The sequence below is a fragment of the Kitasatospora sp. MAA19 genome (assembly GCF_029894125.1).
Classification (GTDB): Bacteria; Actinomycetota; Actinomycetes; order Streptomycetales; family Streptomycetaceae; genus Kitasatospora.
The window spans coordinates 538,522-551,424 of sequence record NZ_JARXYZ010000001.1; the positions used below are offsets into that span (position 1 = coordinate 538,522).

The 12,903-nt window shown below is 71.4% G+C and carries 13 protein-coding genes and 1 pseudogene; 9 read left to right on the forward strand and 5 right to left on the reverse strand.

The annotated features are described in order from the left end of the window. The first annotated feature begins 38 nt into the window (after positions 1–38). Genes P3T27_RS02390 through P3T27_RS02400 form a run of 3 tightly spaced genes read left to right on the forward strand, consistent with a single transcriptional unit; the run spans position 39 to position 3,744 of the window. Entirely contained in the window at positions 39–1,907 is a 1,869-nt protein-coding gene (locus P3T27_RS02390) for a substrate-binding domain-containing protein (RefSeq protein ID WP_280673985.1), read from the forward strand. After that, on the forward strand, positions 1,904–2,815 hold the full coding sequence (locus P3T27_RS02395; RefSeq protein WP_280673986.1) for a class E sortase: 912 nt from the start codon (positions 1,904–1,906) through the stop codon (positions 2,813–2,815). Before P3T27_RS02390 ends, P3T27_RS02395 begins: the two co-directional genes overlap by 4 nt. 38 nt (positions 2,816–2,853) lie before the next feature. Beyond that, complete coding sequence (locus P3T27_RS02400; protein WP_280673987.1) at positions 2,854–3,744, forward strand: phosphate ABC transporter ATP-binding protein; 891 nt, start codon at positions 2,854–2,856, stop codon at positions 3,742–3,744. A gap of 28 nt (positions 3,745–3,772) precedes the next feature. Here the strand turns inward: P3T27_RS02400 and P3T27_RS02405 are convergent, their stop codons facing one another. Continuing rightward, complete coding sequence (locus P3T27_RS02405) at positions 3,773–4,621, reverse strand: HAD family hydrolase (protein WP_280673988.1); 849 nt, start codon at positions 4,619–4,621, stop codon at positions 3,773–3,775. 185 nt (positions 4,622–4,806) lie between these two features. On the opposite strand from P3T27_RS02405, the gene P3T27_RS02410 reads away from it, so the two are divergent. Then, positions 4,807–5,010, forward strand: coding sequence for a hypothetical protein (locus P3T27_RS02410; RefSeq protein ID WP_280673989.1), 204 nt, complete (start codon positions 4,807–4,809; stop codon positions 5,008–5,010). A gap of 31 nt (positions 5,011–5,041) precedes the next feature. Here the strand turns inward: P3T27_RS02410 and P3T27_RS02415 are convergent, their stop codons facing one another. The 3 genes from P3T27_RS02415 to P3T27_RS02425 all read right to left on the reverse strand — a co-directional run bounded on the left by P3T27_RS02415 (position 5,042) and on the right by P3T27_RS02425 (position 7,054). Continuing rightward, a complete protein-coding gene (locus P3T27_RS02415) occupies positions 5,042–5,929 on the reverse strand; it encodes an LLM class flavin-dependent oxidoreductase (protein ID WP_280673990.1) in 888 nt (295 codons plus the stop codon). Positions 5,930–5,993: 64 nt separating this feature from the next. Then, the gene (locus P3T27_RS02420) at positions 5,994–6,461 is read right to left on the reverse strand and encodes a hypothetical protein (RefSeq protein ID WP_280673991.1); all 468 of its coding nucleotides are present in this window, start codon (positions 6,459–6,461) and stop codon (positions 5,994–5,996) included. Beyond that, positions 6,458–7,054 carry a nucleotidyltransferase domain-containing protein gene (locus P3T27_RS02425; RefSeq protein ID WP_280673992.1) on the reverse strand — a complete coding sequence of 199 codons (597 nt, stop codon included), beginning with the start codon at positions 7,052–7,054 and terminating at the stop codon, positions 6,458–6,460. The genes P3T27_RS02420 and P3T27_RS02425 overlap by 4 nt, the downstream gene beginning before the upstream one ends. 322 nt (positions 7,055–7,376) lie before the next feature. On the opposite strand from P3T27_RS02425, the gene P3T27_RS02430 reads away from it, so the two are divergent. Continuing rightward, entirely contained in the window at positions 7,377–8,750 is a 1,374-nt protein-coding gene (locus P3T27_RS02430) for a hypothetical protein (protein WP_280673993.1), read from the forward strand. A gap of 88 nt (positions 8,751–8,838) precedes the next feature. On the opposite strand, the pseudogene P3T27_RS02435 reads toward P3T27_RS02430, so the two are convergent. Beyond that, positions 8,839–9,078: pseudogene (locus P3T27_RS02435) on the reverse strand (LLM class flavin-dependent oxidoreductase); the annotation flags it as partial. 80 nt (positions 9,079–9,158) lie between these two features. Between P3T27_RS02435 and P3T27_RS02440 the strand changes: the two are divergent. From P3T27_RS02440 to P3T27_RS02455, 4 genes are all read left to right on the forward strand, one after another. Beyond that, complete coding sequence (locus P3T27_RS02440) at positions 9,159–9,473, forward strand: hypothetical protein (RefSeq protein ID WP_280673994.1); 315 nt, start codon at positions 9,159–9,161, stop codon at positions 9,471–9,473. A 32-nt stretch (positions 9,474–9,505) separates the two neighbouring features. Then, on the forward strand, positions 9,506–10,726 hold the full coding sequence (locus tag P3T27_RS02445) for a hypothetical protein (protein ID WP_280673995.1): 1,221 nt from the start codon (positions 9,506–9,508) through the stop codon (positions 10,724–10,726). Between the two features lie 315 nt (positions 10,727–11,041). Further along, positions 11,042–12,004 carry an ABC transporter ATP-binding protein gene (locus P3T27_RS02450; RefSeq protein ID WP_280673996.1) on the forward strand — a complete coding sequence of 321 codons (963 nt, stop codon included), beginning with the start codon at positions 11,042–11,044 and terminating at the stop codon, positions 12,002–12,004. Next, on the forward strand, positions 11,988–12,890 hold the full coding sequence (locus tag P3T27_RS02455) for an ABC-2 transporter permease (RefSeq protein ID WP_280673997.1): 903 nt from the start codon (positions 11,988–11,990) through the stop codon (positions 12,888–12,890). The genes P3T27_RS02450 and P3T27_RS02455 overlap by 17 nt, the downstream gene beginning before the upstream one ends. Positions 12,891–12,903 lie beyond the last annotated feature (13 nt).

Below are 12,903 nucleotides of genomic sequence, written 5' to 3' on the forward strand. Positions count from 1 at the left end.
TGACCCACCCAACCACCCTCCGTCCCAGAGGAGTCCCCATGTCGTGGGAGGCTGCCGGCCGCCCCGTGGCCCGCGCGCTCGCCCTGCTGATGTCCCTGTTCCTGCTCGCGGCCGCGCCGATGCTGGGGCCGGGCTCCCGGGCCTTCGCGGCGAGCGTCGCGCTGAGCGCGGACGGCTCCAGCTGGGCCGGTCCGGCCATCGACCAGTGGCGCCAGGACGTCGGGCCGCAGGGCATCCAGATCAGCTTCAACCCGGTCGGCTCGGCGGCCGGCCGCAACTCCTGGACCCTCGGGCAGAACGACTTCACCGCCTCCGACGTGCCGTTCCGCACCACGCCCGACGCCGGCGTGAACGACGCGGGCCGCCGCAACGGCCAGGGCAGCGCGGAGCAGCCGACCTACGGCTTCTCGTACGTACCGATCACCGCCGGCGGCACCACCTTCATGTACAACCTGGTGGTCGGCGGCAAGCAGGTCCGCGACCTGCGGCTCTCGCCGCAGACCGTCGTCGACATCTTCACCAACAAGATCACCAACTGGAACGACCCGAAGATCACCGCCGACTACGGCAAGACGCTGCCCAACCTGCCGATCACCCCGGTGGTCCGCTCGGACGGCTCCGGCGCCACCGCGCAGTTCACCCGCTGGATGGAGCACACCCACAAGGACCAGTGGGACGCGTACTGCTCCTCCGTCAACGGCGTCTCCTGCGGTGACTACACCGAGTTCTTCCCGCCGTCCGGCCGGATGGTCGCCCAGAACGGCTCGGACGTCGTCGCCGGCTACATCAAGGCCTCCTCCGGCCTCGGCACCATCGGCTACGACGAGTACGCCTTCGCCAAGCGCAGCAACTGGCCGGTCGTGAAGGTGCTCAACCAGGCCGGCTACTACGCGCTGCCGACCGCCTCCAACGTCGCCGTGGCGCTCACCGCGGCCAGGATCCGCGGCGTGGACGACAACACCCCGGTGAGCGACCCGAACTACCTGCAGCAGAACCTCGACGCCGTCTACACCATGGACGACCCGCGCTCCTACCCGATCTCCAGCTACAGCTACGTGATCGTGCCGCGCTCAGGGGCCGCGCTGCCCCCGCCGCCCCGCTTCAACAACGACAAGGGCAGTGCCCTCAGCCGCTTCCTCGCCTACGTGCTGTGCGAGGGCCAGGGCGAGGCGGACGGCCTCGGCTACTCGCCGATCCCGCGCGGCCTGGTCAAGGGCGGCCTGCTGCAGACCAGGAGCATCCCCGGCAACGCCAGCCCGGTCGACCCGGACACCCTGTCCAACTGCGCCAACCCGACCTTCAACTCCGCCGGTGAGCTGACCGTCCTCAAGAACGCGCCGATGCCGAGCCCGTGCGACAAGCAGGGCGCTCCGCTGGACTGCACCGTGCAGGACGGCCAGGCGGTCAAGACCGGTGCGGGCGCCGGCGGTTCCAGCAGCGGCGGCAGTGGCGGCGGCGCGGCCGCCGGTACCGGTGGCACCGGCGGTACGGGTGGCCCGGGCGGCGGCAGCGGCGGCACGGGCCGGACCGGCAGCGGTACGAGCGGTGGTGCGGCCGGCGGCGCCGGCGGTACGGGCGGTGCGGGCGGCGCCGGCACCGGCGGTGCCGGGGACGCCGCCGCGGCGGCCGGTGGTGCGGCCGCCGCGGACCCGAACGCGGCCGACGCCGCGGCGGGCGACCCGGGTGCCGAGGACGTGGTCGACCCGCAGACCGGCCAGGTGGTCGCCCGCGGCCGGGGCAGCGGTTCCACCGAGGTCGCGGCGAACGTGGTCGAGGTGTCGGGCAAGCCCGAGGACTGGACGCTGAGCACGCTCACCGCCCTCGAACTGCTCGCCGTGGTGCTCGTTCCGCCGCTGCTCGGCCGTCGGCTGCTGCGTCGGCGCAAGTCCTCGGACGGCGCCTCGTGACCGCCCCGGTGCTGGAGAAGCCGACCGCCCCCGGGCGGCCGGCCGAGCCCCCGGCCCCCCGGGCCGAGACCCCCGCGGCCGGGCCCGCCGTCACCCCCGCGCGGCACCGCTTCCTCCAGGGCGCCTGGGCGGTCAGCCTGCTGGCCGCGCTCGTGCTGGGCTTCGTCGGCTACCTGTTCACGCTCTCGCACGTCCAGGAGCGGCACTTCCAGTCCGCCGCGTTCAAGACCTTCCGGGACCAGCTCGCCCGGGCCGTCGCCCCGACCGGCGCCGCCGCCGACGGCGACCCGGTGGCCCTGATCGACATCCCGGCGATCGGTCTGCACCAGGCCGTCGTGGTCGAGGGCACCACCGGCCGGGACCTCATGCGCGGGCCCGGCCACCGCCGGGACACCGCACTGCCCGGCCAGGGCGGCGTCGCGGTGGTGTTCGGCCGCGGCGCCACCTTCGGCGCGCCGTTCGCCGAGCTGCCCAAGCTCCGGGTCGGCGACAAGATCGAGGCCACCACCGGGCAGGGCACGTTCACCTACACCGTCAACGTGTACGGCGACGGCGACCACCCGATCACCGACCCGGCCCGCGACCGGCTCGTCCTGGTCACCGGGGACTCCGACTGGATCCCCGGCTCCACCGTGATGGTCGGCGCCCGGCTGGAGGGCGACCCCGAGCAGAACCCCGGCGGCCGGCCCCGGACCGTCCCGTACGACAAGGCGCTGGCCGCCGACAAGGGCGCGCTGGCCACGCTGCAGCTGTGGTCGCTCGGCCTGCTGGGCGCGGTGCTCGGCGCGCTCCTGCTGGCCCGGTACTGGCGGACGTCGGCGGCCTACCTGAGCCTCGCGCCGGTGGTCGGCGCGCTGCTCTGGGCGGTCTACGAGAACGCCGCCGCCCTGCTGCCCAACCTCTACTGAAGCGCGCCCGGAGGACCGTACCGATGACGGATGCACCGATGACCGACACACCCATGACCGGCGTGGCGACGGCCGACGCCCTGGCGATCGACCCGGCCGCCGACACCCTCACCCTCCCGCCGCTGCCGCCCGGCGCGCACCCCGGCGGCGGGCCGCTGGCCGGGCTGGAGACCAGGGACGTCTCCGCCTGGTTCGGCACCCACAAGGTGCTGGAGCGGGTCTCGCTGGCGATGCCGGCCGGCGAGGTCACCGCGTTGATCGGCCCGTCCGGCTGCGGCAAGTCCACCTACCTGCGGATCCTCAACCGGATGCACGAGATGGTGCGCGGCGCCGCGCTCGCCGGCGAGGTGCTGCTGGAGGGCGACGACGTCTACCGGCCCGGGCGGCGTCCCGCCGAGGTGCGGCGCCGGATCGGCATGGTGTTCCAGCGGCCCAACCCGTTCCCCGCGATGTCCATCCAGGACAACGTCGCCAGCGGGCTCAAGCTGGCCGGGATCAAGGTCTCCAAGGACGAGCGCCAGGACCTGGTGGAGACCAGCCTGCGCCGGGCCGGGCTCTGGGACGAGGTCCACACCCGGCTGCACACCCCGGGCGGCGCGCTCTCCGGCGGGCAGCAGCAACGCCTGTGCATCGCACGGTCGTTGGCGGTCTCGCCGGACATCCTGCTGATGGACGAGCCGTGCTCCGCGCTCGACCCGACCTCCACCCGGCGGGTCGAGGAGACCATCGCCGAACTGCGCGGGCGGCTCACCATCGTGATCGTCACCCACAACATGCAGCAGGCCCAGCGCGTCTCGCAGACCTGCGCCTTCTTCCTGGCCACCCACGACACCCCGGGCCGGATCGTGGAGGCCGGGCCGACCGCGCAGATCTTCGGCAGCCCGCGCGACCAGCGGACCTCCGACTACGTGAACGGCCGCTTCGGCTAGGCCTGTTCGGGCCTCCTCGGCTGGGCTTTCAGGCCTGCTCGGGCGCCTGTCGGGGGAGCCGCAGCAGCTCCTCCAGCACCGCCGCGACGCCGTCCTGCTCGTTGCTCACGGTGTGCAGCGGCACCGCCGCCAGCACCTGCGGGTGCGCGTTGGCGACGGCGTACGCGGTGCCGGCCCAGTCCAGCATCTCCAGGTCGTTCGGCATGTCGCCGAAGGCCACCACCTCGCTCCGGTCGATCCCGTGCCCGGCGCACCAGTGGGCCAGCGTGCTGGCCTTGGTGACGCCGGGCGCGCTGATCTCCAGCAGCGGGATCGGCGCCGAGCGGGTGATCTCGGCCAGGTGCCCGGCCGCCTCCCGGGCCTCGCCCAGCAGCTTGTCCGGGTCGAGGTCCGGGTGCTTGGCCAGCAGCTTGAACAGGCCCCGTACCGGTCCGCCCGTCCCCAGCAGCTCCTCCGCCGGGCCGACCGGGTGGTCCTCCTCCTCGCCCCACATCGGCACCTCGTACCCGGGCTCGCGGGCGAACCCGGCCGGGTACTCGAAGGCGAACGCGGTGCCGGGCAGCTTGGCGCGCAGCACCTCGATCACCGCCAGCGCGGTCTCCGCCGGCAGCGGGAACGACTCCAGCAGCTCACCGCGCCGCACGTCCACCACCGCGCCGCCGTTCGAGCAGATCGCCACCCCGTGGCCGCCGGTGTGCGCGCTCACCTGCTGCATCCAGCGCGGCGGACGCCCGGTGACGAACACCACCTGGACCCCGGCCGCCTCCGCGGCCGCCAGGGCCGCGGCGGTGCGTTCGCTGACGGTGCCGCCGGCGCACAGCAGGGTGCCGTCCAGGTCGGTGGCGATGAGGCGGGGGGCGGTACGGGCTTCGGTCACCGGTCCATCTTCGCCCATCGGTGCCGCGCCGGTCACCGGCGAGACAGGACCGCCCCGCCGACCCGTCGGGCGCCCGGCTTTCGGCCCCGGAGGCGCCGTTTCCGGCCGATTCGCCCGCTGCCCGGGGTGTCTCCCGGGGGTGGCGGGCAGGACTGTGCACGGTCACCCCGTCGGCAGGAAGAGCCATGCCCACTCGCCAGCTCCGAGACGAGCCTCCCCCGACCGTCCCGCCCGCCGCCCCCTCCCCGGACGCCTCCTCGGACGTCTCCCCGGCCGCCTCTCGCGAGCCGGTTCTGCTCGGCGACGTCCTCTTCCACACCCTCGCCGAGATCGCCCGCCGCGCCCCCGCCCCCAGCCTCCCGGCCCAGCGCACCCGCCCGCACCCGTGAGGGCCCGGCCCGGCTTCCGGCGGCCGAACCCCTAGCCCAGCTGCGCGAGGCCCTCGGTGGCGATCTTCTCGAAGACGGCGAGGTCGTTCGCGAAGATCGAGTCCGGGACCGGCCAGTGGATCACCAGCTCGGTGATGCCCAGCTCCTGGTACGTGCCGGCCCAGTCGACGAAGGCGTCCAGCGACTCCAGGGGCCTTTCCGCCGTCGAGCCCTGCAGCAGCACCTTCTCCAGCGTCGCCACGTCGCGGCCCTTCGCCTCGCAGGCCGCAGTGAGCTTCCCGATCTGCTGCGCGATGACGCCGGGCGCCTGCTCGACCGGCACGTCCGCCGGGCCCTTCGGGTCCCCGTACGTCACCCAGCCCTGCCCGTACTCGGCCGCCAGCCGCAGCCCGCGCGGCCCGGTCGCGGCGACGTAGAACGGCACCCGGGGCGTCTGCACGCAGCCGGGGATGTTCCGCGCCTCGACCGCCGAGTAGTAGGCGCCCTCGTGGGTGGTGGTGTCATTGCGCAGCAGCTCGTCCAGCAGCGGCAGGAACTCGCCGAACCGGTCCGCCCGCTCCTTCGGCGACCACGCCTCCTGCCCCAGCGCCGTCGCGTCGAAGCCCGTCCCGCCGGCCCCGATCCCCAGCGTGACCCGCCCGCCGGACACGTCGTCCAGCGTGATCAGGTCCTTCGCCAGCGTCACCGGGTGCCGGAAGTTCGGCGAGGTCACGAGGGTGCCCAAGCGCATACTCTGCGTAGCAGTCGCTGCGGCGGTCAGGGTAGGGATCGCCCCGAACCACGCCTCGTCCCGAAACGACCGCCATGACAGGTGGTCATACGTGTACGCGGCATGGAACCCGAGCTCCTCGGCCCGCCGCCAGATCTTCTGTCCCTCGTTCCACCGGTGGATGGGGAGGATCACTGTGCTCAGACGCATGTCTCCGACCCTACGGGAGCAATCGGCGCGACCCCTGATCGCCGGGGCAGGTTCTCCCCGAGGCTCAGTAACGGCTCATGTGCGGCATCGCCTTCTCGGCAAGATCGATGATCGCCTGCGCCTTCGGCAGATCGCCGCTCACCTCTTCGGGGGTGATGGCCGGGGCTTCGGCAGACCGGTATTCGCTCTCGTTGCGGCGGATTCGCATGCGGCTGAACGGTCGCAAGACTCCACCCAGCGGCGGGTCGAGCTGCGCCTTTACTGTCTCGTACACGGCGACATGGCCACCCCTACTCGTGGCACGGAGACCCTGGTTCATCAAGACCGCCGCAAGCGCCTTGCGTGCGGCGTCGTACGCAAGGCTGTACGCACCGACCGGGTCGACGTCGAGGAGCAGTTTCGCGGAGGCCAGGTGCTGCCGCGCCTGTGCCAACTCCGCCTGCGCGTGCTCCGCAGACGCCGGCACCTTCTCGACCTCACGTCGTTGGATCAGGTCGTCAACGGTCGCACGGCCCTGCTCCCAGCGGTTCACGCGCCATTCTCCTTGTGCAGTGGTAGGCGGACCAACGGTCGCTCGCGGACCGAGGTGAGGAACGGTTCGTCGCTCTCCGAGGCCCATGCCTGCGAGGAGATGCGGTGGACGTTGACCTCTCGGTGCAGCTCCCGCGAGGCCTGCTCGGCGAGGTCGAAGAGCTCGTCCGGGTCAGGCTGCCCGACGACCAGGACATCGACATCTCCCGGGATCGGACCGGGCTCCCCCTCGTAACGGGCCGCCCACGAGCCGTAGATGTATGCCTCCTCGACTCCGTCGAGAGTCGAGAGGGCCAACGTGAGTCGAGAAACCGGCCCGTATGTCACGAGCAGCAGGTCACACAGCGGTCGATACAGCAGGGTGTCCGTTCGGGCACTGATGATCCGGGTGCGGCCGAGCCGCTTCCCTGTGAGGATCTCAGCGCCGATCAGCCTGTCCACTTCTCTGAGCACTGCCGTGTGTGAGACGTCCAGCGCCTTGGCCAGTTCGATGAGCGTCCAACTGCGCTCCGGGCTCAGCAGAGTGAGCGCCAACAGGTCCCCCTGCAGCTGAGACCGGAACAGGGGGAGCAGCGAGGGTGCAGAAGACTTCATTACGCGCAGAATATCATGCGCGTAATGCATATAGCACCTCATGGTCAGATAGCGATCACGCTACGTAACGTCGCGGGGCTGGCACGCTCGCGCAGCGACCGGTCCCCCGCCCGGCTCCTCACGGGTCGCCGGCGAGATACGTCCTCCCGCACCTGCGCGAGTAACTGCTGCGGTCCCCAGTCTTCGCCCGAGGCTGCGGAACAGCCTCCGCACCGATCAACCCGATCGAGCGTAGTACTCCCGATCCGCCGCCACCGTCCAGGGCGATGGCGATAGCCTGCCCCCGCAGTACACCGTCGTCTGTTCTCCGCGAAGGTCCGCCATGTCACCCGTGTCCCGCAACCGCAGGTCGAACACCAAGAGGCAGCAGGGCAACAAGAAGCGTTCGGGCAACCCGGCGTCACCGAAGAACATCCCCACCCCGCGCGAGCGGCTGGACCTGTCGGGCCTCCACGCCGGCAGCCCCTTCGGGGATCCGTCCGGCCTGTCGTTCCTGCAGCGGCTCGCGGGCTCGGGGTCCGCACGACTCGACTGGTTCGGACCGTCCATCGAAGGGCTCCTCGACGAGGCCGAGGTGTTGCTCGACGCCCAGGGCCCACGTCAGCTGGAGGACATGACAGCTCGCCTGCTGGGAGCACAGATCCACAAGGCCGTTCAGGACGAGCACTCCCTCTTCATCGGCGACTGGGTCGAGGAACTGATCGGCGTGGCGGAGCGACGGGCCCGGGAATGGCCGGTCGCCGGGGCGCCCGGCAGCCGGGCCGCCCACCTGCTCCTGCACGGCCTGACTTCGGTCGGCTCACCCGCGGTCGCGTACATGGCGGATGCCGCACTATCCCGGCTGCACCCGGACGGGCACGGCACGGGCGCCGGGGGCGAGAACTGGCCGGACTGGCTCGGCTCGGCAGCGAAGCCGCTGATGACCGGTGACGTGTGGACGATGCGCGACGTGTACGGCTCACGGCTAGGCGTCATCGCGGCCACCAGCTATCCGGACGGCGCCGACCCGGCTGTCTACCTCTTCGACATCGACGCCTGCGGCTTCGTCGTGCTCGCCGGAGGCGGCACCTTCGACGACGTGCAGCAGGCTGCCGCAGCCTGGCGCACCGCAGTCGGCGCGGCAGCCGCCGACTGCGTCCCGCAACCACTCGACAAGGCCCGCACGGAGGCGCTGCGCTGCCTCATCGAGGTGGACCTGAGTGAGATCACCATCCGCGGAACTGAGTCGCGGGCGGTGTGGGACGAGTGGTTCCGTGCCCTGCGGCGCATCCACGACCTGTCCAACGCCCTGCAGCGGCACGGCAGCTCACTGCCGACGCCCCTCAACCTCTACCAGGACATCGACGTCACACCGACGGTGGATGCGTTCTCCGCCTGGCTGCGGCAGGAGCACGGCGAGGACCCCGATCCGGAGCCCGTGGACGCGCTGGTCGGCGAGTGGCTGGAGGGCGCCCTGCCCGACACCGCCGACTCGGTGTCACCGCATCGGATCGAGCACCAACTCGGCCTGATCAACGACTGGATGCCCGACCATCCGGCCACCATCGGGGCCAAGCGGCTGCTGCCGCACTGGGTGCGCTTCCTCGCGCAGCGGGCGAACATCCCCGACACTGCGGCCGCTGCCGCCCTCGAGACGCTGGCCACCGTGTCGGGGGGCGGCCAGCGGGCCGCCGAACACTGCCGCGACGTCCACTGATGCCGCTGCCGACACAGGGCGGGTCGAGCCGATCTGACGCCTTCATCGCGCCGCCTCGGCCCCTACGTCGCGTTCTCGCAGGTCAGGCCGTGATAGGTGAAAAAGGATTGACCGAGGTCACCAGCGTGCCCAGCCGGATCCGCTCGGTCGCTGCGGCCGCCGCGGTCAGCGTCGGCACGGCCCCGAACCACGGCTCGTCGCGGAAGGACCGCCAGGACAGGTGGTCATAGGTGTACGCGGCGTGGAACCCGAACTCCTCGGCCCGCCGCCAGATCTTCTGTCCCTCGCTCCACCGGTGGATGGGGAGGATCGCGGTACTCAAGCGCATGCAACGACGATACGCGCGCATTTCGGCGCACCTTCGGACCGCCCGCGAGACGTCACGGGCAGGTCGGCTAGCGTGGCGCCATGGGCACGTTGAGTAAACGGGAACTCGCCGCGCTGGTCGACGAGGCGACGGTCGATACCTACGACGAGTACGAGCAGATGACGGCTCTGTTCGCCGCCGTCGAGGAGAACCTGGCGGTGCCGTTCAGCACCGTGGTGCTGGGCGTCGAGGTGACCGTGCGCGGCGTCGACCTCTCGCGGGACGGCAGGATCGTCGCCCGGTGCACCCGCGAAGGATTCCGGCAGACGATCGGGCTACTGGACCTTCCACTGCCGGACCCGGCTCCGGACGGAGCGGAGTGGGTCGAGGCATATCGCCACTACTGGGCGCAGTGAGCGCCGGAACCTTCAAGACCGGGAGGGCTTTCATGGCTGTCGTTGTACGGAACGAGGACGAGGCGCCGCTGCGACGCCTGATCGAGCGCAGCTCCGAGCTGAAGGGCGAACTCGTCGCCTTCGCTCAGGGCGCGCGCTTCGACCGGTGGTTGACGCCCCTCCTGCTGGAGGCAGCAGGGCCTCAGCGGCAGTTGGAGGAGGGCGATGCGATCCGGATCACCGACAACTTCATCCTGCGGTACCGCCTGCCGGACGGTTCGACCGTGGTGGACCGGTTCGTCGTCGGACGCCGGGACTTGACCGAAGTCGATCGGGCGATGCTGCTCGGCTGGCGTGACCCGGTCGAGGGCATCTTCGAGATCCAACGCAAGGACGGCGACGCCGTCGTCCTGCTGAACCTGGTCGACGACCTCGAGTACCGCACCTACTCGAACGTCGGGCGGGCGGCCTTCCGCGGAGTGTCCAAGGGAGGATTCCTCCTCGCGTGCCTGGTACCCGTCCACTCGGCCGACGGGGCATGGCTGGTCTCCGGAATGATGTCGCACTACCCGAAGTCCAGCGCCACCGAGATCGCCCAGGCCGCGCTCCAACTGGCCACCAGCCACCCCTCATTGGTCTTCCGCAACCCCGCGAAGATCGAGCAGGGATGGCGCTCGATGCGGGAGGACCGGGCCGCGTTCATCGAGTTCTGCGGCAGCGACGAACTGGTCCTTCCCCCTGCCGAAGCCGAGGACCGGCTCAACGCCTACTACCGGCACAGGCAGGAAGCCGCCGTCGCCGAGCATCCCGACCGAATCCGGGGCAGGCGGCTCCCCGGTCTGGCCTTCCCGGCCTTCGAACTGCCGCCAGAACTCGCGGACTCGGACTCCGTCGGCGTCATCTACGACGAGGTCGACGGGCTCAACTTCTACGCCGACTACGGAATGCTGCGCGACCTCTTCGCTGACCCGGCCCTCGCGGGCCGCAGGCAGCACCAGGACCTGCTGCGCGTGTACCTGCGTGAGGAGTCGATCGCGCCACTGCCGATCCGCCGGCTGGCCGCCGCTCACCCGGAAACGGTCGACGCGGTGTTCCGGAAGCTGCTGCGCAAGCCCGGATTCACCTGGACCGAGCACGGCGAGGAACTGCTGCGCCGACGCAAGCCCTGGTACTACGCCCAGGAGCCCCGTCCCGGCGTCTCCGTGATCGGCGAGCGCCTCAGCGAACTCGCCGCCGGCGGCCGCCGGCCGAAACTCTCCAGGGCGCGCTCGTAGACCGCGACATGGCCACCCCTGCTCGTGGCGCGAAGTCCCTGGTTCATCAAGACCGCCGCAAGCGCCTTGCGCGCAGCGTCGTACGCAAGGCTGTACGCACCATCCACGGTGGACAGCAGTGCACTCAGCCGAGGCATCGGCCCGTATGTCACCAGCAGCAGGTCGCACAGTGGCCGATACAGAACGGTGTCGGCAAGTGGGGTCCGGATGTGCCGACCCCTAGGGGAGAGCCGCGGCGGCGTCATACCGCAGCAGCAGACGGGCTCGTCATTCCAGCTCATGGCCCTTGCCCCGTAAGCCCGTTACGTTGAGTGGGTGTCCACAGCTGTCATCAAGACGGACGGCCTCACCAAGAGGTTCCCCCGGGTCACCGCCCTCGACCAGCTCACCGTCGAGGTGCAGCCCGGGGTGGTCGGGCTGGTCGGGTCCAACGGGGCGGGCAAGTCCACCCTCATCAAGATCCTGCTCGGCCTCGCCCCGGCGACGGCCGGCCGCGGCGAGGTCCTCGGCCTCGACGTCGCCACCAGGGGCCCGGAGATCCGTGAACGGGTCGGCTACATGCCCGAACACGACTGCCTGCCACCGGACGTCTCCGCCACCGAGTTCGTGGTGCACATGGCACGGATGGCGGGGCTGCCCGCCACCGCCGCCCGCGAGCGCACCGCGGACACCCTGCGGCACGTCGGCCTGTACGAGGAGCGGTACCGGCCGATGGGCGGGTACTCGACCGGCATGAAGCAGCGGGTCAAGCTCGCCCAGGCGCTGGTACACGACCCGAAGCTGGTGCTGCTGGACGAGCCGACCAACGGCCTCGACCCGGCCGGCCGGGACGAGATGCTGGGGCTGATCCGCCGGGTCCACTCCGACTTCGGGATCTCGGTGCTGGTCACCACCCACCTGCTCGGCGAACTGGAGCGCACCTGCGACCACTTGGTCGTCATCGACGGCGGCAAGCTGCTGCGCTCCTCCTCCACCGCCTCCTTCACCGAGGCGACCGCCGTCCTCGCGGTCGAGGTCACCGACCACCCGGAGGATCTCGCGCTCGAACCCGGCGACGCCGTCCGCGAACGGCTGGCCGCCGCCGGGCTGTCCGTCCAGCCGGAGGGTTCGCACCTGCTGCTGGTCCGGCTGGCCGGCGACGACACCTACGACACCATCCGCGACACCGTCGCCGGCCTGGGCCTCGGTCTGGTGCGGCTGGAGCAGCGCCGCCACCGGGTCGCCGAACTCTTCACCGACGAGAGCAGGGGAGGGACGGACGATGTCGCTGCCTCCTGACACCAGGTCCGCCGACACCGGCGTCATCCACGACATCGGCTACCGCGGTTACACCGGCCCCCGGCTCGGCCGCGCCTACGCCACCCGCTCGCTGTTCACCCAGAGCCTGCGCGCCGCGTACGGGCTCGGGCGCTCCGGCAAGTCCAAGGTGCTGCCGATGCTCGTGCTCGGCGTGGTCTCCGTGCCCGCCGTGGTCATGGTGGCGATCGCCCTCGCCACCGGCGCGAAGGCGCTGCCGCTGGACTACCCGCGCTACCTGTCGTCGTTCGCGCCGGTCGTCTCGATCTTCCTGGCTTCGCAGGCGCCGGTCCTGCTCTCCCGGGACCTCCGGTACCACACCGTCCCGCTGTACTTCTCCCGCCCGATCACCCGCGCCGACTACGTCCGGGCGAAGTTCGCCGCCATGGTCTGCGCCCAGTTCCTGCTGATGGCGGCGCCGCTGGTGGTGCTCTACCTCGGCGCGGTGCTCGGCCGGCTGGACTTCGGGCACAACACCGAGCACTTCCTGATCGGCCTGGTCGCCGCCCTGCTGTACGCCCTGGTGCCGTCCTCGGTGGCGCTGGTGATCGCCGCCGCCACCCCGCGCCGCGGCTTCGGGGTGGCCGGGATCATGGGGTACCTGGCGATCAGCACGGTCGTGGTGGCGATCCTGACCCGGATCGGCACCGCCACCGAGTTCACCGTCCCGGACTCCGCCCAGTGGTTCGCGCTGCTGTCGCCGAACGACCTGGTGGAGAGCCTGACCAACCAGCTCTTCGACGTCGACGGCGCGGTCGGCCGGATGCACGCGCCCGGCGGGCTCGGCGCGGTCGTCTTCACCGCCGCCGTCCTCGCGATGGTGTCCGGCTCGTACGGGCTGCTGCTGCGCCGTTACCGCAGCGTCTGATGAACCGAGGAGT